At 59.1% G+C, this 19825-nt stretch carries 18 protein-coding genes; 15 read left to right on the top strand and 3 right to left on the bottom strand.

Annotation, left to right across the window (positions count from 1 at the left end; translation table 11 throughout):
• Positions 1–43: 43 nt before the first annotated feature.
• On the bottom strand, positions 44–2629 hold the full coding sequence (locus tag CKW20_RS06020) for an EAL domain-containing protein (RefSeq protein WP_095052103.1): 2586 nt from the start codon (positions 2627–2629) through the stop codon (positions 44–46).
• A 185-nt stretch (positions 2630–2814) separates the two neighbouring features.
• Positions 2815–4386 (bottom strand): GGDEF domain-containing protein, encoded by a 1572-nt coding sequence (locus CKW20_RS06015; RefSeq protein ID WP_095052102.1) that lies wholly within the window; start codon positions 4384–4386, stop codon positions 2815–2817.
• A gap of 257 nt (positions 4387–4643) precedes the next feature.
• Between CKW20_RS06015 and CKW20_RS06010 the strand changes: the two genes are divergently transcribed.
• Positions 4644–5126: a hypothetical protein gene (locus tag CKW20_RS06010; protein WP_095052101.1), complete on the top strand. Its 483-nt coding sequence runs from the start codon at positions 4644–4646 to the stop codon at positions 5124–5126.
• On the opposite strand, the gene CKW20_RS06005 is transcribed toward CKW20_RS06010, so the two are convergent.
• Positions 5123–6874: a murein L,D-transpeptidase gene (locus CKW20_RS06005; RefSeq protein WP_095052100.1), complete on the bottom strand. Its 1752-nt coding sequence runs from the start codon at positions 6872–6874 to the stop codon at positions 5123–5125. The two genes, CKW20_RS06010 and CKW20_RS06005, sit on opposite strands and share 4 nt — an antisense overlap.
• An 81-nt stretch (positions 6875–6955) precedes the next feature.
• On the opposite strand from CKW20_RS06005, the gene CKW20_RS06000 reads away from it, so the two are divergent.
• The 14 genes from CKW20_RS06000 (at position 6956) to tal (ending at position 19604) form a co-directional block, all read left to right on the top strand.
• The gene (locus CKW20_RS06000; RefSeq protein WP_095052099.1) at positions 6956–7660 is read left to right on the top strand and encodes a murein L,D-transpeptidase catalytic domain family protein; all 705 of its coding nucleotides are present in this window, start codon (positions 6956–6958) and stop codon (positions 7658–7660) included.
• Between the two features lie 144 nt (positions 7661–7804).
• Positions 7805–9496, top strand: coding sequence for a copper resistance system multicopper oxidase (locus tag CKW20_RS05995; protein ID WP_095052098.1), 1692 nt, complete (start codon positions 7805–7807; stop codon positions 9494–9496).
• Positions 9497–9506: 10 nt separating this feature from the next.
• Positions 9507–10421, top strand: coding sequence for a copper resistance protein B (locus CKW20_RS05990; protein ID WP_095052097.1), 915 nt, complete (start codon positions 9507–9509; stop codon positions 10419–10421).
• Positions 10422–10476: 55 nt separating this feature from the next.
• Complete coding sequence (gene copC, locus CKW20_RS05985) at positions 10477–10860, top strand: copper homeostasis periplasmic binding protein CopC (RefSeq protein ID WP_095052096.1); 384 nt, start codon at positions 10477–10479, stop codon at positions 10858–10860.
• Between the two features lie 3 nt (positions 10861–10863).
• Positions 10864–11793: a copper homeostasis membrane protein CopD gene (copD, locus tag CKW20_RS05980; RefSeq protein WP_095052095.1), complete on the top strand. Its 930-nt coding sequence runs from the start codon at positions 10864–10866 to the stop codon at positions 11791–11793.
• 145 nt (positions 11794–11938) lie between these two features.
• Positions 11939–12355, top strand: a complete 417-nt coding sequence (locus CKW20_RS05975) for a hypothetical protein (protein ID WP_095052094.1) — start codon at positions 11939–11941, stop codon at positions 12353–12355.
• Positions 12356–12438: 83 nt separating this feature from the next.
• A complete protein-coding gene (locus CKW20_RS05970; protein ID WP_095052093.1) occupies positions 12439–12645 on the top strand; it encodes a DUF2933 domain-containing protein in 207 nt (68 codons plus the stop codon).
• A 102-nt stretch (positions 12646–12747) separates the two neighbouring features.
• On the top strand, positions 12748–14829 hold the full coding sequence (locus CKW20_RS05965) for a copper-translocating P-type ATPase (protein ID WP_256585003.1): 2082 nt from the start codon (positions 12748–12750) through the stop codon (positions 14827–14829).
• 90 nt (positions 14830–14919) lie between these two features.
• Positions 14920–15189 (top strand): heavy-metal-associated domain-containing protein, encoded by a 270-nt coding sequence (locus CKW20_RS05960; protein ID WP_095052092.1) that lies wholly within the window; start codon positions 14920–14922, stop codon positions 15187–15189.
• A 134-nt stretch (positions 15190–15323) separates the two neighbouring features.
• Positions 15324–16115, top strand: a complete 792-nt coding sequence (locus CKW20_RS05955) for a transporter substrate-binding domain-containing protein (RefSeq protein WP_095052090.1) — start codon at positions 15324–15326, stop codon at positions 16113–16115.
• Between the two features lie 503 nt (positions 16116–16618).
• The gene (locus tag CKW20_RS29525; protein WP_176466857.1) at positions 16619–16765 is read left to right on the top strand and encodes a hypothetical protein; all 147 of its coding nucleotides are present in this window, start codon (positions 16619–16621) and stop codon (positions 16763–16765) included.
• A 6-nt stretch (positions 16766–16771) separates the two neighbouring features.
• Positions 16772–17191 carry a type II toxin-antitoxin system YafO family toxin gene (locus CKW20_RS05950; RefSeq protein ID WP_095052088.1) on the top strand — a complete coding sequence of 140 codons (420 nt, stop codon included), beginning with the start codon at positions 16772–16774 and terminating at the stop codon, positions 17189–17191.
• Positions 17192–17356: 165 nt separating this feature from the next.
• Positions 17357–18352: a tRNA dihydrouridine(20/20a) synthase DusA gene (gene dusA / locus CKW20_RS05945; RefSeq protein ID WP_095052086.1), complete on the top strand. Its 996-nt coding sequence runs from the start codon at positions 17357–17359 to the stop codon at positions 18350–18352.
• A gap of 325 nt (positions 18353–18677) precedes the next feature.
• Positions 18678–19604, top strand: coding sequence for a transaldolase (gene tal / locus CKW20_RS05940; RefSeq protein WP_095052084.1), 927 nt, complete (start codon positions 18678–18680; stop codon positions 19602–19604).
• Positions 19605–19825: the final 221 nt, after the last annotated feature.

Genomic DNA, 19825 nt, shown 5'->3' with positions numbered 1-19825 from the left:
CGGGGTGCGCCACGGCAGTTGCCATGGCGCACGAAACAGGCGACTAAAGGTGCGTGCCCTGCGCTGCAAAATCCTCTCTTGATGCCTTGAGCAATGGCAGCAGCGCATGCTTGTCCACCGGCCGACTGAGATAGAACCCCTGCACTTCATGGCACTGGTCCGAGATCAGGAAGTCCAGCTGCTCCAGTGTTTCGACGCCCTCTGCGGTGACGGTCAGCCCCATGGCCTTGCCCAGATTGATGATCGCCTGCACCACGGCGCGGTCATTACTGCCGTTGCTCATGGACGCAATGAAGCGCTTGTCGATTTTGATCCCATCGAACGGATACGTGCGCAGGTAACCCAGCGAAGAATAACCGGTGCCGAAGTCGTCCATGTTCAGCCGTACGCCCAACTCCTTGAGCGCAGTCATGGTCGCCAGGGCACCATCGACGTCGATGAGCATCACGTTTTCAGTGATCTCCAGTTCCAGTCGACTGGCGGGCAATCGGCTGTGGATCAACGCCTCCCGGACATCCTCGATCACATCGCTACGGGCAAATTGCACCGGCGACAGGTTGACCGACACCATCATCGCACCGGGCCAGGTCAGGGCCGTCTCACACGCCTCGCGCAACACCCAACGGCCTAATGGCACAATCAGATCGGTCTGCTCGGCCAACGGAATAAACGCATCAGGGCTCAACAAGCCTTGCACCGGATGCTGCCAGCGCAGCAGCGCTTCGACCGAGACGATCTGCTTGCCATCGATGTGATAACGCGGCTGGTAATGCATCACGAATTCGTTGTGCTTGATCGCCTGACGCAGGTCGCTTTCCAGTTGTCGGCGATGCTGGATCTGATCGTTCATGTGCGCCGCAAAGTAGCGCCAGGTCTTCTTGCCATTGGACTTGGCCTGATACAACGCGATATCGGCACAGCGAATCAGCTCCTCCGCAAGGTGCCCCTGGCGCCGACTCAGGGCGATACCGATGCTCGCGCCAATGTGCAGCGTGTGGTGATCGTGATGAATCGGTTGATGCAGGCTGTCGAGCAAGCGCTCGCAAAACCGGTCGATTTCCGCGTGGCTGTCCATGCCGTGGAGCGCCAGCACAAACTCGTCGCCACCCAATCGGGCAACCAGATCGATGTCCCGCGTGCACTCGCGCAAACGAATGGCAACCTCCAGCAATACCGCATCGCCGGCCGGGTGACCGAGGGAATCGTTGATCGGCTTGAAGTTATCCAGGTCGATCATCAACAGCGTCAGCGCCGCCGATTGCTCTTTCAGCGCCAGCGCGTCTTCGAGATAGCGCGCCAGTTTGTTGCGGTTCGGCAGGCCAGTCAGTGCGTCGTGCATCGACAGGTGCTGGATCTGCGCATGGGCGGCGACCTCATCAGTGATGTCGCTGGCCGTCCCGCGAAAACCCAGCACTGTGCCCTTGCGCTGGATCGGTCGCGCCGACACCCGACAGACCCGTTGTTGTCCGGACTGATCGCGATAGGAACAGCGCAAGTGGCTGACGGCCTGTTCTTCATCGAGCTTGTTCAGCCACAGCGACAAGGGCGTTGTGTCGCAGTTGAGCAGTTGCCCGATGTTCTGCCCCAGCCATTGCTGATCGGAAAACCCGGTGACGGTGCTGAAGCGCCCCGACAGATAAGTGATGCAATGCTGATCGTCGATTTCCCAGATCCAGTCAGACGCGGCCTCGGCCACCGCACGAAAGCGTTCTTCACTGGCCTCCAGCGCCTGGTTCGACAAATCGAGGCTGGTGTAACTGGCATCCACATGCCCGGACGTGCGCAGGACATATCGAAAGAAGTAAGCGGTCAACAACCCCAGAATCAGCAGCGCCCCGCCCAGTGGCGGCAGCAGCGACCAGAGCAATTGGTGACCCGGCTGCTCGAGCCGGGAGACCAGGCTGTAATCGGTGCCGGCAAGGGCAACGGCCGGTTGACCGGGCGCAATAGTGCCGTCGGACATCAGGCTCAAGTCATGCAAACCGTAATCGGCACTCAAGGTACTGAGCTTTTCAGGGATTAACTGATCGACGTATATCAGCATCGAGGTGCTCTTGGGATCGACCGCCGGGCGTTCGTCATTGGGCACGATCGCGGCTGCCGTCAACAGCGCCGGTTTGCCTTCGAACAAGGTGTACCGGCTGACGGGCTCGATGAGGCTCTCCTGACTTTGAAGCTCCTCTATAAGCGTCGTCATAGAGGTCGACAAATAGGTTGTCGCCTCATCCTGAACCAGCAGCCCGCGCACCACGGCGTATTTGGTTCGCTGACGATCGACCACGAAAACGCCATCGTAGAGGTCCATGGTGAACAGGGTTTTACCCAGGTTCTGCTCGACGTAGGCCCACTGCACATCGACCTCGCCGTTCAGATGATCGTAGGCCGTCGTCCAGTTGGCATAACTGGTGATGTAGTTTTTCGTCGCGGTGATACGGTTTTCCAGCGCGCGCTGGGTATAAAACGTGGTCTTGGCCAGGTCCTCGGCATCGAGCCGCCCGGCAATGCTGAACAGAGCCATCAGCGCGATCAACACCCCGACCACAAACAGCAGGCCGACGACGAATATCAGGTTGCGGGTAATCGGTGTATGACGCGCAGGTGCAGCGGTGTTAGAGGCACTCAAATCCATGCACTTGATCCTGTCAATCGATCGCCTTATCGGGTGAGACCGGCGGGGTCTGGTCTGTCGTCATGACAGCCAGGCTCTCCACAGACCATAGCAGCCATGCTCGGTCATCGCCCCTGAATAACGCAAGTCGTTGTCGCACTTGAAGAACAGATCACATCGCCATTGTCAATCGATGGCCGCACGCCTCATCGGTCCGAACGCATCAGCGCCTCGGCGCCTCCTTCCATGGACAACACCGCCGAACGATTTCGTCCCGAATGCTTGGCCTGATACAGCGCCGCATCCGCGCGTTTGATCAACATTTCGGTGCTGTCGTGCCCTGTCGGTACAAACGAATAACAGCCAAGGCTGACCGTCACGTAGCCCGTGGGTGAGCCGCTGTGGATGATGTTCTTGTCCATGACGCTGCGGCGGATCTGCTCGGCGATCGTCAGCGCACCATGGATGTCGGTGTCCGGCAGCAACACCGCAAACTCTTCACCGCCGTAGCGCACCGCCAGATCGGCTTTGCGGTGACAGCAACTCTTCAGTGCCCGCGCCACTTCGGCCAGGCAATGGTCCCCGGCCACATGACCGTAGGTGTCGTTATAGCGCTTGAAATAATCGATATCGAGCATGATCAGGCTCAGCGGACTCGACCGCCGGGCACCGCGCCCGAACTCGACCTCCAGCGCCCGCTCGAACAGTCGACGGTTGGCCAACCCGGTCAGGCTGTCATGGGTAGCGATCAGTTCGAGGGTTTTCTGCGCCTTGCGCAAATCCGCCTCGATGCGCTCGCCCGCACGCACCTGATGAATGAACACCCAACCGAACAACCCCACGCCGAGGACGACCAGAGCGACGATCACACTGGATTGAATCGCCGTGTCGTACCAGCCCTTGAGGATCGCGTCTTTGGAAGATGCCGCCGCGACCACCACTGGATAGGCATCGAGCTGACGGTAGCCATACAACCGGACGATGCCATCCACCACCGAGTCGATCATGGCGTTGCCGGATGTCGCGCTGGGCAGAAGTTTCTGAAAAATCTCGCCCTGGACCAATGAGGTGCCGATCTGCGATTCCACAAACGGCCGTCGCGCCAGCAGTGTTCCATCGGTCAATCCCAAAAACATCGCACCGTTATCATCGATACTGAAGCTTTTGAAGAACTGATCGAAGTACGACATCTTGATCCCGGCCAGCAACACGCCCTGAAAACCGCCGCTCTTGTCGTCTATCCGCTTGGAAACCGGAATGATCCACTCGCCATTTTCCCGACTGCGAATTGCCGGGCCGATGTGCGCAAGGGATGACGCGTTTTGCTGGTGAAACCGGAAATAATCACGGTCCGCCACACCTGGACCACGGGGCAGGTTCTTGAACGACGTAACGACCCATTGCCCCTGCCTGTCGAACAGAAATATCCCGTGCAATTGATGCAGCGCCTGCACTCGCCGCGCGAAGGTTTTCTGCAAGCGTGGCGTCTGGGCAGCGTCGAAACCCTCAGCCTGAATCCAGTCCACCAGACTGGTCAGCACCAGATCGGCTTTCATGAACGTGTCTTCGGCCTGCTGTGCCATGGCCCGGGTCAGGTTCGACGAAGACACCTCGGCCAACGCCAGATCGTGACGGCGCGACTGCTCCAGTTGCAGGTAAAGCAGCCCACAGAGGCAGAGGCATACCGCTGCAATAAACAGCACCGCAGCTTTGAGCAGGGGCAGCCGCTTCAAGGCACCATCGGGCACGTGGTGCGGATCGGGAATGGGGATAGGCAAAAGCGAGTCCTGAAAGGATAAGGCAGGGGCAGAGGCCCAAAACGCTTATTTTTTGTGCGCTTAGTCTACGGGGTTGTGCGGGGTAAACGGAGGGTTGGGGGATCAATGGTCGTGACGCTATGCTGTTGAGCGACGCAATGAACGGCGCGGCATCCCGCCTCGTTTTGTCACGCAGGCGTTTCAATCACATGACGCAAGGCAAAACCGCATTATCTTGAAGGAGCTACGATTAACTGACATCACGACAGGAAATCGAAATGAGTAAAGCAGACGAGCTCGCCGAGAAGCTGAAACAATCCCGGCAAACCAGTGCCGACGCGACCATCGCCGATCAGGCCATCGACAGCTGGCCTGCCCAGGTCTACGAGCTGTATCACCGAATTGAAGCCTGGCTGCAGCCACTGATCGAAGTGGGCCTGAAGCTGCGACGCAATTCCACTCACGTGTTCGAGAGGGCTCCGGACGGGGCGAGTTACGATTACGCCATCGACCAACTGCTGATCGAAGGCAACCACCACAGCATCACCTTCGACCCTGTCGCTCGCTTCACCGCCGACGGTGCCGGGCGGATCGAGATTCATTCGACAGACAAGGAACTCGCCCTATTGCGAACCGTGGACGAACACGGCGAGACGCATTGGTGGCTTCAGGCGATCGAACAGTCCGGACAACAACCGGATGCGATCGCGCTGACGGAGCACAATCTGCTGCTGGCGGTACAAGAAGGCCTGGGGCTTTAAAGCTTGCTTTGCCCCACCGCCATCGAGGGAGGCACCGCTCGCCTCCCGTCCAGCGACGGCCACTCCGAAGGCAGATTCAGTGCCCGCAACACCGGGTTATCGTACCCATACACATCGGGCTTGAACGTCACTCGCCCATCAAGGCTCAGGTCTACCGTCCAGTAGGCCAATAGCACCGGCACTTTCACGGGGAGCCTGATGTTCTCTGTCTTGCCGTTGACCAGCTGCTTTTGAATCCCTGCGCTGTTCCAGCGAACCGGGTCGTTGAACAACAGCTCCACCAACTGCAGCGGGTTTTCTACCCGAATACAACCGGAGCTGGTCGCGCGGTTGGATTGCGCAAACAACTCGCGATGGGGCGTGTCGTGCAGGTAAATGGCGTAGTCATTGGGAAAGCGAATGACCACCTGCCCCAACGAGTTATCCGACCCTGCATCCTGACGCAGCGTAAGGCCGCGCGGGTTGTCCCAATCGACGGTCAACGGGTCGAGCACATTGCCTTCTCGATCGATCACCCGAATCCGGTTTGCATCAAGATAACCGGGATTGTTGCGAATCTTGGGCAGCATATCCTTGACCAGAATGGTCGGCGGCACGGTCCAGGTCGGGTTGAACGTGACGTAGGTGATCTCCGATTGAAAAATCGGCGTGCTGCGATACGGTTTTCCCACCTGCACCCGGGAGCGCCATATCAGCTTGCCATCGCGATAGAACGAAACCTTGTACCCGGCGATGTCGACGATGACAAAGGTGCCCTGAAGCTTGTACAGCAGCCACCGCGCCCGCTCCATGTTCACGCGGACCTGGTCGATTCGCGCCTCGACCGGTACATTCAGCGCCGCGAGTGTCGCCGGCCCTGCCACACCGTCCGCACCGAGGTATTGCTCGGCCTGATACTTCTTCACCGCCGCCATGACGGAGTCGTCGTAGTCGGAGCGCGCGTTCTTTTTCGCAGCCAGGTAACCACCCGCCACCAAACGGGCTCGCAACTGCGCAACCGAGGCGTCGTCCATACCCGGCCTGAGTGTCTGCCCGCCTGGAATCTTTGGCCAGCCGCCACTGTCGCGAACCCTGCGCAGTTGCGCCAGGCCCTGCCGCAACGTGCCATAAATCGCTTCTTGGGGCGGCGCCTGGGCGAACGCGCGCGCGACGTCATGGCTGTCGAGGGCGGCGAAGAAAAGATTGACGTCCTCCCGAGGATCGATGCCAACCGGATCGAAATTCCAATGGATGTCCAGCCGCGAAGGGTCGACCTTGCCGCGCCGCAGTTGCAGCAGCGCCGTGATAAACGTCTGGGTCGCGGTGATATCAAAAGCAGCCTGTTGCCCGGGGGTTGGCGCTGTTGTCTGCATCGACGTTCTGGCCGTGACCAGTTCGGCAATCCGAAAATCCTCAGGGTCCAGGCCATCGACCCCGGTGTCGCTCAGGCTTTTCAACAACTGGACGACATCGTCATCGTCCGTCCAGGCGGCGCGATAGCCACGATGGCTATAAAAGTCCATCACCGCTCGATTGACGTCGACCCGTTGATGACCCGGCGATGTAAGCAACGGCGGAAACGCCGAACGCAATGGCGCCAGCGTCGACTGAATCGCTTGAGCAACGTAATCGCCAGGCGCCGCATCCGCAACGACGCTAACGGGAGATGGCGGCTCAATCGGCGAAGTTTCCGCAATTGCCATGCCGCTTATCAGAAAGCCCATAAAAAATATGCGGCTTATGACGAATAACCTTGTTAACTGCCCCATGGATAATCCTTAATCTCCCGTTTTCAACCGGCTAGCGTCGTGCGCGCTGCTAGACTCGAAATTATCAGATGAGACTTGCATATGGCCCTAGACCGCTGCGGCTTTTTAATCACGGCCCTGTTGCTGACCGCTTTTACCTTACCAGCAGCCTACGCCGATTCGCTTGAAGCCGCGCTGATCAAAGCGGCCCCGAATGCCAACGCCAAGGTGATTGCCTTGGCCGTACGCGCCTCCCAATGTAGCCGGGCTCGAAGCACAGCCCCGGCTCAAAGACTAGCAGTCATCGATTATTCCCTGCCCTCGACCGCGCAACGTCTTTGGGTGTTTGACCTTAAACAACGCAAATTGTTGTTCCACGAACTGGTCGCCCACGGTCGCAACAGCGGCGAAAACATGGCCCGTCAGTTCTCCAACCGCAATGCCAGTTACGCCACCAGCCTGGGTTTGTACCGAACCCAGTCCAGTTATGTCGGGCAGAACGGCTATTCGTTGCGCATGGAAGGTCTGGAACCGGGTTTCAACGACAACGCTTTCGAACGGGCGATCGTGATTCATGGCGCGCCGTATGTCAGCCCCGACCTGGCGCGGGCGAATGGCCGAATCGGCAGAAGCCTGGGTTGCCCGGCGGTGAGGCCTGCGATTGCACATCAGCTGATCGACTCGATGAAAGATGGGCAGCTGTTGTTTTCTTACTATCCGGATCAGCGCTGGTTGAAGTCTTCTTCGTATATCAATTGCGGTAATGCCACCGTGGCGGACTCGGCCAGGCCGACTGGAAATCATTGAACACGGAGTGAAACTGTCAGAAATGTAATCTTCGCCTCAGTCTGCTGAAAGGCGCCGCCCACTATCCTCCTCTTATAGAAGTTCTCTTCCTCCGCTCAGGATGGACCTGAGGGCTTCACCAGATTGACGGACGGGAAAAACGGCATGCATTCCAACACCTCAAGACGCACCTTCGTGAAGGGCCTCGCCGCTGGCGGAGTCCTCGCTGGCCTCGGGCTGTGGCGCACGCCGGTCTGGGCGGTCACCAACCCTGGCGAACCAAACGTGATGGCCGGTACCGAGTTCGACCTGTTCATCGGCGAAACTCCGGTCAACATCACTGGCAACCCTCTCACCGCGATGACCATCAACGGCGGCATTCCCGGCCCTCTGCTGCGCTGGCGTGAAGGCGACACCGTCACGTTGCGGGTGAAGAACAAACTCAAGGACACCACCTCGATTCACTGGCACGGCATCTTGCTGCCGGCCAACATGGACGGCGTACCGGGCCTGAGCTTTCACGGCATCGAACCGGATGGGATGTACGTCTACCAGTTCAAGGTCCGGCAGAACGGCACTTACTGGTACCACAGCCATTCGGGCTTTCAGGAACAGTCCGGGGTTTACGGACCATTGGTGATCGACGCCAGGGAGCCAGAGCCGTTCCAGTACGACCGCGATTACGTGGTGATGCTGACCGACTGGACCGACGAAGATGCCGTCGGCCTGATGAGCAAACTCAAGAAACAATCGGACTACTACAACTACCACAAGCGCACCGTGGGCGATTTCATCCACGATGTCAGCGAGAAAGGCTGGGGCTCGACGGTTGCCGATCGCAAGATGTGGGCCGAGATGAACATGAACCCCACCGATCTGGCTGACGTCAGCGGTGCCACTTATACCTACTTGATGAACGGCCAGGCGCCGAACATGAACTGGACCGGCGTATTCCGCCCCGGCGAAAAGCTGCGACTGCGTTTCATCAACGGCTCGTCGATGACGTACTTCGACGTGCGCATCCCCGGCCTGAAAATGACCGTGGTCGCGGCAGATGGTCAATACGTCAAACCGGTGAGCGTCGATGAATTCCGCATCGCGGTGGCAGAGACCTTCGATGTGATCGTCGAGCCGACCCAGGACGCCTACACCCTGTTCGCGCAATCGATGGATCGAACCGGTTATGCGCGAGGCACGCTTGCGGCGAAGGCCGGGTTGTCGGCGCCGGTGCCACCGCTGGATCCACGACCGCTGGTGACCATGGATGACATGGGCATGGGCGGGATGGATCACGGTGACATGGCGGGGATGGATCACAGCGGCATGGCTGGCATGCAATCCCATCCCGACACGGAAAAAGACAACCCGCTGGTGGACATGCAAGCCATGAGCACCTCGCCGAAACTCGACGACCCGGGCCTTGGCCTGCGCGACAACGGCCGCCGCGTGCTGACCTACTCCGACCTGCGCAGCACCTTCGAAGACCCGGATGGCCGCGAACCCGGCCGCACCATCGAGCTGCATCTGACCGGCCACATGGAGAAGTTCGCCTGGTCGTTCGACGGCGTGAAATTCTCCGACGCCGAACCGCTGCGCTTCAAGTACGGCGAGCGAATCCGCATCGTCCTGGTCAACGATACGATGATGACTCACCCCATTCATTTACATGGTATGTGGAGCGACCTCGAAGACGAGAACGGCCAGTTCATGGTGCGCAAACACACCATCGACATGCCACCGGGATCAAGGCGCAGCTATCGGGTCACCGCCGATGCGCTCGGCCGCTGGGCCTATCACTGCCATCTCCTGTACCACATGGAAATGGGCATGTTCCGTGAAGTTCGCGTGGAAGAATGAGGCGCTACCCATGACCAGACTGATTCGCTCTACCCGCCTCGCTTTGGCGCTCGCTGGCCTCACGGCTTCTTCAGCCATGGCCGCTACCGATGACATGCAGGGCATGGACCATAGCCAGATGCCGGGCATGGATCACAGCCAAATGCAGAGCATGGACCACAGTCAAATGCAGAGCATGGACGACGGCCAGATGCAGCCCGCCGCGCCGACCCAAAGCCGCACGCCGATCCCGGCACTGACCGATGCCGACCGCGCCGCCGTGTACGCCAGCCCTGCCGGCCACGCCGTACATGACACCGCACTCAACTATTATTTCCTCGCCGACAAACTCGAATGGCAGGACGCCGACGACGGCAGCGCATTGGCGTGGGATCTGTCCGGCTGGATTGGCGGCGACATCGATCGCCTGTGGCTGCGCTCCGAAGGCGAACGTGTCAATGGCAAAACCGAAGATGCGGAAGTCCAGGCCCTCTGGGGTCACGCCATCTCCCCCTGGTGGGACGTGGTGACCGGCGTGCGTCAGGATTTCAAACCCGGCGATCCGCAAACCTGGGCCGCGTTCGGCGTGCAAGGCATGGCGCTGTACAACTTCGAAGCCGAAGCCACGGCCTTCATCGGCGAAGGTGGCCAGACCGCCGCACGGCTGGAAGGCGACTACGACATCCTGCTCACCAACCGGCTGATTTTGCAGCCGACCGCCGAGCTCAACGTCTACGGCAAAAACGACCCGCAACGGGGCATCGGCTCCGGGCTGTCCAACACCGAAGCCGGCCTGCGATTGCGTTATGAAATCCGCCGGGAATTCGCGCCCTATATCGGCGTGACCTGGAACCGCACCTATGGCAAAACCGCCGATTACGCCAAGGACGAAGGCGAGGACCGCAGCGAAGCCCGCCTCGTCGTCGGCGTTCGATTGTGGTTCTAAATGTATTAACTCAAAAACCTAAAAATCAACCGCTTAAAGCGGTAAGAGGCCTTGCATGCGCACAATCAAAACCACCGCTATTGCCATCGCACTTTCCACCGGGCTGCTCATGAGCGCACTGGCTCAAGCCCATCCGAAACTGCTCTCCTCTACCCCGGCTGAAGGCGCGGAAGGCGCAGCACCGAGCACTATCGAACTGCGCTTCTCCGAAAACCTCGTGACCCAATTCTCCGGCGCCAAACTGGTCATGACGGCCATGCCCGGCATGGCCCACTCGCCCATGCCGATGAAGGCCAAAGTCTCCGGCGGCAGCGACCCGAAAACCATGGTCATCACCCCGCTCTCGCCACTGCCCACCGGCAGCTACAAAGTCGAATGGCGCGCCGTGTCTTCGGACACTCACCCGATCACCGGCAACGTTACGTTCAAAGTGAAGTGATGGATGAGCGACTCAATCAGCATTGCCCTGCGCTTTGCGTTGTATATGGATCTGATGCTGTTGTTTGGGTTGGCGCTTTTTGGGCTGTACAGCCTTAAAGGGCAAGAACGGATGTCGGGCGCAGTGTTGCCGTTCCGGTCGATGTTGGCGGGGACGGCAGTGCTGGGTGTGGTGTTATCCGTTGCCAGCATGCTGATGATGGCGAGTGCCATGAGCGGGGAATCGGACTTCGCCGAGTTGCGTCCGCACATCGAGATGATGATGCTTGAAACGGACGTGGGATTGGCCTGCATGGCTCGCACCGTTGCGCTGGTGGTCGCTGGTTTAGCGGTGATGCTCCGTGCGCCTGGCTTCAGCTTGTGGGTCGCGGCTTTTGCCGGCGGTATCGCCCTCTCCAGCCTGGCCTGGAACGGGCATGGCGCGATGGATGAAGGCAGTCGTCGTGATTGGCATTTCGCGGTAGACATTCTGCACCTGCTGGTGGCGGGGGCATGGTTGGGTGCATTGGTGGCGTTTGCCCTGATGGCGAAAACCAACGCTCTGCAAACTGAAGCCCACATCAGGTTGCTGGCACGCGCGGTCAATCGATTTGAGGTGATTGGCGCGGTCATCGTGGTGGTCATCACGGTGACGGGGGTTGTGAATTATCTGTTCATCGTCGGGCCGAAGCTGGATGAAGTTTTTCTCACTACTTATGGGGTTTTGCTGTTCATCAAAGTGGTGCTGTTTGCCGGGATGCTCGTGCTTGCCGCGTTGAACCGGTTTCACCTTGGGCCGTTTTTGGAGCGGTCGCTGCAGAACGGGCAATACACGGTCGCCGCCAATGCGCTGCGGCGCAGTGTGGTGGTGGAGTTGGCAGCGGCGGTGTTGATTGTGGGACTGGTGGCGTGGCTGGGAACGTTGAGTCCGGAAATGGAAATGGCAGCGCAATAAGCCTGGAGACATTATTTGATGTGGATCAACAACGCCCTCAGGTCGTAGCGTAAGTTCGGGATTATTCCCTTCTATCGGGAACACGACATGCTCTGATCCGCAGCTGCCTAGCGCTGCCGATCCCCCTGATATTGTGGAGATTGTCATGCACAGCTACGTCAAATCGCTCATAGCCGCACTGCTCATCAGCAGCCCATTGCCAGTGCTGGCCACCGACGAACATCACCCCGAAACAGCGCCTGCCGCCCCTATGAGCGACGCCACCCAATCCACGCCCATGCAAGACAAGGCCATGAGCGAACAGATGCAGAAAATGCAGGCGGCCCACGACAAAATGATCGCCGCCAAAACCCCGGCCGAGCGCCAGGCGGCGATGCAGGAAGCCATGACCACGATGAAAAACAGCATGGGCATGATGCACGACCATTGCACAGGCATGGGAATGGGGATGGGCAAAGGCATGTCCGGCGGCAAGGACGGCCAAGGCACGGCGATGATGGACATGATGATGAAAATGATGGATCAGCAATCCAGCATGATGAAGATGCCGATGGGCCAATAAATCTCATTCGTCGCTGAGGTTCGCATTGGCCGGTTTGGCAGGACGAAACCTCAGGACACTTTCGTCAGAATGGAGCTCGCCACATGAACCACTCACCGCCCTCGACGCCTCCAGCCCCCTCCTTCTGGCGCAGCAAACCCGGCATCGCACTGGGCATGCTGCTAGTGATCGGTCTGTTTTACCTGGCCCGCGAGCATTACGGCCATATCTCTCCGATTCTGCCCTACTTGATTCTATTGCTGTGCCCGCTGATGCACCTGTTTGGCCATCACCACGGTGGCAGGCACTGACCCATGCATCGCCATAACGGACATCCGGATGACCTCAAGTCACCTGCTCAGACGCAGCAGGCACCGGAGTCGGCGGCGACCGAAAAAGAGTACACCTGCCCCATGCACCCGGAAATCCGCCAACGCGGCCCGGGTACATGCCCCAAGTGCGGCATGACCCTGGAACCGGTATTGCCCGAACTGGAGGAAGCAAGCAATCCTGAGCTCGAGGACTTTTCCCGGCGCTTCTGGTGGACCCTGCCACTGACTCTGGCCGTCACCGCGCTGGCCATGGGTGGTCATGCCTTGAGTCTGTTTCACGGCGCTACACAGAACGGGGTCGAATTGGTGCTCGCCGCGCCTGTCGTGCTGTGGGCCGGCTGGCCGTTCTATGTGCGCGGCGTGCGCTCGATCATCCAGCTCAGCCCCAACATGTGGACGCTGATCGGCCTCGGTACCGCCGCAGCCTTCCTCTACAGCCTTGCCGCCACGCTGGCACCCGGCCTGTTTCCAGCCACCTTCATGATGGATGGCCGGATTGGCGTGTACTACGAAGCGGCGGCGGTGATCATCTCCTTGACACTGCTCGGACAAATGCTCGAACTCAAGGCGCGCTCGCAAACCTCGGCCGCAATCAAATCGCTGCTCGGCCTGGCGCCCAAGACCGCGCGCCGGATCAACGCCGATGGCAGCGAAGCGGACATTGCCCTGAGCCATGTGCACAGCGGCGACACCTTGCGCGTGCGTCCCGGTGAAAAGGTCCCGGTCGACGGTGTGGTGCTGCAGGGGGAAAGCGCGGTGGACGAGTCCATGCTCACAGGCGAGCCGGTCCCCGTGATGAAACGCCCTGGCGACGGGCTGATCGGCGCCACGCTCAATACCCACGGCAGCCTGGTGATGCAGGCGCAGAAAGTGGGCTCATCGACCGTGCTCGCGCAAATTGTGCAGATGGTGGTCCAGGCACAACGCTCCAAGGCACCGATGCAACGCCTGGCAGACGTGATTGCCGGCTATTTCGTCATGGCAGTGATCGTCATCGCCGTTCTGACCTTTGTCGGCTGGGGGCTGTGGGGGCCGCAACCGAGCTGGGTGTTCGGCCTCATCAATGCGGTGGCCGTGCTGATCATCGCCTGCCCGTGCGCCCTCGGCCTGGCCACACCGATGTCGGTGATGGTCGCCACCGGTAAGGCTGCCAGCAGCGGCGTGCTCTTCCGGGATGCGGCGGCGATCGAGAACCTGCGCAAGGTCGACATCCTGATCGTGGACAAAACCGGCACCCTTACCGAAGGTCGCCCGGCGTTCCACAGCGTCGAACCTGCGCCGGGCTACAGTGCCGACGAAGTGCTTCGCCTGGCCGCCAGCCTCGACCAGGGCAGCGAGCACCCGTTGGCCCATGCCATCGTCGAGCGCGCTCGCACCAACGGCCTGGTGTTGAGCACAGCGCAGACGTTCGAATCGGCGTCAGGGATTGGCGTGCGCGGACAAGTCGACGGGCACCGTGTTCAACTGGGCAACACCGCCCTGATGGCTGAAGCCGGCGTCGCCATCGAAACCCTGCAGCCCCACGCTGAGCAGCTGCGCAGCGACGGAACCAGCATCATGTACCTGGCCGTGGATGGCGTGCTCGCAGGGCTACTCGCCGTCGCCGACCCGATCAAACCCACGACCCGGCTCGCCGTCGAACGCCTGCAAGCCGATGGCGTACAGGTAATTATGGCGACCGGAGACGGCCTCACCACCGCCCGCGCCGTCGCCCGCCAACTGGGCATCGAAGAAGTCCACGGCGAGGTCAAACCTCAGGACAAGGAGCGCTTGGCCGCCGGATTGCAGGAACGCGGGCACCGTGTGGCAATGGCCGGCGATGGCATCAACGACGCCCCGGCCCTCGCCCGTGCCGACGTCGGTATCGCCATGGGCACCGGCACCGATGTCGCCATGAACAGCGCTCAAGTCACCCTGGTCAAGGGCGACCTGCTCGGCATTCTGCATGCCCGCAGTCTGTCAGTGGCAACCGTACGCAACATGCACCAGAACCTGGCTTTTGCCCTGGCTTACAACGCCATGGGCATCCCCCTCGCCGCCGGATTGTTCTACCCGCTGACCGGGCATCTGCTGTCCCCGTTGGTGGCTGCACTGGCCATGAGCGTGAGCTCTGCCTCAGTGGTGTTTAACGCCTTGCGCCTGCGCCAGGCCTCGATTGACTGAGCACGAAACAAGCGCTTGACCTTGCCATCGTGACAAGGTCAACGATGACTTCAAGCGCTGATGGGCGCCGCCACCAAAGAGGTTTTATCCATGAACAGTATTGAACTGCAAGTTGAGGGCATGAGCTGCGGCAGTTGCGTCAAACACGTCAACGCGGCGCTGCAACCGCTGGCGGGGGTTGGCGAGGTGACTGTCGATCTGGACCATGGCCGGGTCAAGGTGACGGGCGATGTACAAAGCAAGGTGTTGATCTCGGCGCTGACGGAGGCTGGTTATCCGGCAAGTCTGCTAGCCGCAGACAGTGATGAGCGTGTCAGGAAAACGTCCGGGTTCGGGGGCTCCAGTTGTTGCTGTCATTGAGCCGGGCCATCGGTGGATGTCGTGGCATCGTGCGTCCGCTGCGGCCTCTCCACTGTGATTGGATGACAGTCAAGAAGCGGTTTCACTACACTGATCCCGCCTTGCCCCCACTCCATCACAAAAGCCCGATAACAATGAAAAACCTAAAAAGCACAATGATGCTCTGCGGCCTGCTCGCGCTAGCCAACGGCGCTCAGGCACAGGAAAACCCTTCGCATCTGGACTCCGTCCTGCAACAAGGCCAACTGCGGGTTTGTACGACAGGCGACTACAAACCCTATACCTACAAAGCTGAAGACGGCGAATACTCAGGGATCGACATCGCCATGGCCCGCTCGCTGGCCGACAGCCTGGGCGTGAAGGTTGAGTGGGTCCAGACCACCTGGAAAACCCTGATGCCCGACATGCTCGCGGGCAAATGCGACATCGGCGTCGGCGGCATCTCCGTCACACTGGAACGCCAGAAAAAAGCCTTCTTCAGCACCACACTGGATGTCGACGGCAAAATCCCGTTGGTGCGCTGCGAAGATCTGGCGAAATACCAGACCATTGAACAAATCAACCAACCTTCGGTTCGCCTGGTCGAACCAGCCGGCGGCACCAACGAAGCCTTCGTCCACGCCTTTCTGCCCAAGGCGCAATTGCGGCTGCACGACAACGTGACCATCTTCCAGGAGCTGCTGGATAAGAAGGCTGACGTGATGATTACCGATGCTTCAGAGGCGCTGTATCAGCAGAAGCTCAAACCCGGTTTGTGCGCGGTGAACCCGACGCAATACATGCAATATGGGGAGAAGGCTTATCTGTTGCCGCGTGATGACATTAGTTGGAAGTTGTATGTCGACCAGTGGCTGCACTTGGCCAAGGTGACGGGGAATTACCAGAAAATTCTGGGTCAGTGGATCGCGGTGCCAGAGGCGAAATAGCTCGCTACATACACCATGTAGCAGCTGCGTTCGATTGCACAGCAGTCGCAAAATCAGAACGCGCGATGTATCAGGCAGATCACGCAACGGCGGGAACACCTCAGCCGTTGCGTCCCCCTTAATCGTGCAGCAAGTTCGAGCTGTATTCATTAAAGCTGTTGCCGATGGTGCTTCCGCCGAGGTTTAACTTGTTGGGGCTATGGCCATCGAACTGTTGGCAATGCACCATCACCATGGCTACAAACGAGTCCAACCTCCAAAAAAGCAACGTCCTACACGACGTCAGGAATTGTCCGTACACTTGCGCATTGCTGTGCCTTTGTCACGAGGCTTATAGTCCAGCCGACGCCCATATGGCGTGTCACGCCTTTCGGGGTGGCCCTTGCACTTCAAAGCCCTGGGGGGGAAGGCTGCGCAGGTCGCAGTTCAGTGGCCGCTGTTTGTCTGAGTTCGATTAATCACATAAGCTGGTCAGTATGAATACACATCCCTCGGAGGCTCCGATGGCCACCACCAAAAAAGTCGACAAACCCAACAAAAAGGCCGTTCCGCATGAGCTGACATTCCTTGATGTTCGGCAAGCCGCGCGTGATGGGCAGAAAGTGTTCGATACCTTTGTGATTACTGGCAAGCTGCCCGTTACAAAGTAGGCTTGGATGCCGGCAATCAAAATCTCTGTGCTTTTTGAAGAAATAAACAATTGGCAAAACTTCGCTGCGCACTTTTATAACTACAAGGTATGCGGCGAACTGCCTGCTATTTTCGGTCGAGACGAAAAGCTCGACTTAAGCGAGATGCATCATATCCATCTGGCGAACTCGCAAGAAACGCAAGTTCGCTGGGCCAAGATCAACCGTCAGTATTACCGCACGGCGCAAGCGAATGATTCTGATAATGACTTCTGGCTCATCTACGCCTATGACTATTTCAGGGATGAGTATCTGTTGCTGACGATTATCGGACCAGATGCCCACAATCGCAGCGAATGGTCGTCGTTCTTGCGGACGATGCACAGTGACATCATAGATCCCTGGATATTGGGCAAACTCAGCTACCCCGATTTAGACGACTGTTGAAAGGAAAAAATGGGACTGATCTATTTACCCGCGCTATCTCGCTGAATCCCTCCCATTTCCCGTGTTCACTCCTCCTGAACTACCGCAGCAAGACTCACCTGAGCCCCGCAAGCCCAATCCTGATAAACTCCCCACCTCCCAGCCTCACCCATTCCAGAAACGCCAATGCCCCCAATCACTGCCACACCCGCCCCGCTCTCCCGCCGCTTTTCCGTCGCCCCCATGATGGACTGGACAGACCGCCACTGCCGTTTCTTCCTACGCCTACTCTCCAAACACGCCCTCCTCTACACCGAAATGGTCACTACCGGCGCGCTCCTCAACGGCGATCACGAGCGCTTCCTGCGTCACAACGAAGCCGAACACCCGCTCGCCCTGCAACTCGGCGGCAGCGTTCCCTTGGACCTGGCAGCCTGCGCACGCATGGCCCAGGAGCACGGCTACGACGAGGTGAATCTGAATGTCGGCTGCCCGAGTGATCGGGTGCAGAATAATATGATCGGCGCGTGCCTGATGGGGCATCCGCAGTTGGTGGCTGATTGTGTGAAGGCGATGCGTGATGCGGTGTCGATTCCGGTGACGGTGAAGCATCGGATCGGGATCAATGGGCGGGACAGTTACGAGCAGCTGTGTGATTTCGTCGGCACGGTTCGGGATGCCGGGTGCACGAGTTTTACCGTGCATGCGCGGATTGCGATTCTGGAGGGGTTGTCGCCGAAGGAGAACCGCGACATTCCACCCCTGCGCTATGACGTGGCGGCGCGGTTGAAGGCGGATTTTCCGGAGTTGGAGATTATTCTCAACGGCGGGATCAAGACACTGGAGGCTTGTCACGAGCATCTGCAGACGTTTGACGGCGTGATGCTGGGCCGTGAGGCGTATCACAATCCTTATGTGATGGCTGAGGTGGATCAGCAGCTGTTCGGCAGCAAGGCGCCGGTGATCAGCCGGGCCGAGGCACTGGCGCAGTTGCGGCCTTATATTGCCGAGCATTTGCTGGCGGGTGGCGCGATGCATCACATCACTCGGCATGTGTTGGGGCTGGGCACCGGCTTTCCGGGGGCGCGCAAGTTTCGGCAGTTGTTGTCGGTGGATATTCACAAGGCTAAAGAGCCTTTTGCGTTGCTGGATCAGGCGGCGGAGTTGTTGGAGGGGCGCTGAATCCCCTACCGCTCTTGTTTCGTTAAAAAATGGCAGCGTTGAAATCGTGGCCGCCACTTGTTCGGCCCGAGCGCTCAAAGGTCTAATCCGCAACCGGCTAAACCGGTATGCATTGAGGACATGGCCCAGGCCTGCTCAGCACGCTAACCGTCACTTGCATTGAACCTGCCCCCCATTTCAGCATCGTATTTACCGACACCCCGCCCCGCCTTTCAAACATCCGTTTTCAGGATGTTGCCGCAGGGGCCATCGATACACGTACACGCCCTTGAGTGGCTGCAAGCGCTCGGGTAATGTCATTGGACCCATAGGACAGAGCACGCTCATGACTTCCAAGCTGGAACAACTCAAACAAATGACCACCGTGGTTGCCGACACCGGCGACTTCGAAGCAATCGCTCGCGTTAAACCCGTGGACGCCACCACCAACCCTTCCCTGCTACTCAAAGCGGCAGCCATTCCTGCCTATGCCGAGTTGCTGAACGCTTGCGTTCACGACTGCAAAGGCGATGTGGGCCTGGCCAGCGACCGTTTTGGCGTTGCGGTAGGGCAAGAAATTCTGAAGGTTGTACCGGGTCGTATTTCCACTGAAGTGGATGCGCGCCTGTCGTTCGACACTGACGCCGTATTGAAGCGTGCGCACCGTCTGATCGACCTGTACGAAAAGGCCGGCGTTGGCCGTGACCGTGTGCTGATCAAGATCGCTTCGACCTGGGAAGGCATTCGTGCCGCCGAGAAGCTGGAAAAAGAAGGCATTCAGTGCAACCTGACGCTGCTGTTCTCCTTCGCTCAGGCTGCCGCTTGCGCCGATGCCGGGGTGTTTCTGATTTCGCCATTCGTGGGCCGCATCTACGACTGGTACAAGAAATCCACCGGCAACGACTACACCGGCGCGGATGATCCGGGCGTGCAGTCGGTGACGCGTATCTACAACTACTACAAGGCCAACGACTACAAGACTGTGGTGATGGGCGCGAGCTTCCGTAATCTGAATCAGATCGAGCAGTTGGCCGGTTGTGATCGTCTGACCGTTAGCCCGGATCTGCTGGAGAAGCTGGCGGCGGATACTGGCAAGCTGGAGCGCAAATTGGCGCCGGGGCATGCCGGTGAAGCGCGTCTGAGCTTGAATGAAGCGCAGTTCCGTTGGTTGTCCAACGAGGATGCGATGGCGACTGAGAAGCTGGCTGAGGGGATTCGTCAGTTTGCTCGGGATCAGGAGAAGCTTGAGGCGTTATTGCAGGCCAAGCTGTGATCTAGTTCAGCGCAATGCAAAAAGGGCGAACCTTGATGGGTTCGCCCTTTTTTTGTGCGTCGACGGTGGTATTGAATGGGCTTCGCGCTGAAGGATGTGGCGATCGTTATGGCGCCTTCGCGGGCAAGCCTGCTCCTACAGGGTTTATGGTATGGCTGAGATCGGTGTGGGAGCGAGCCTGCTCGCGATGGGGTCTGAGCGCCCCCCATCACTTCAAAGGA

This window comes from Pseudomonas sp. Irchel s3b2, from assembly GCF_900187445.1.
GTDB lineage: Bacteria > Pseudomonadota > Gammaproteobacteria > Pseudomonadales > Pseudomonadaceae > Aquipseudomonas.
This window is presented reverse-complemented; position numbering and strand designations above follow the sequence as displayed.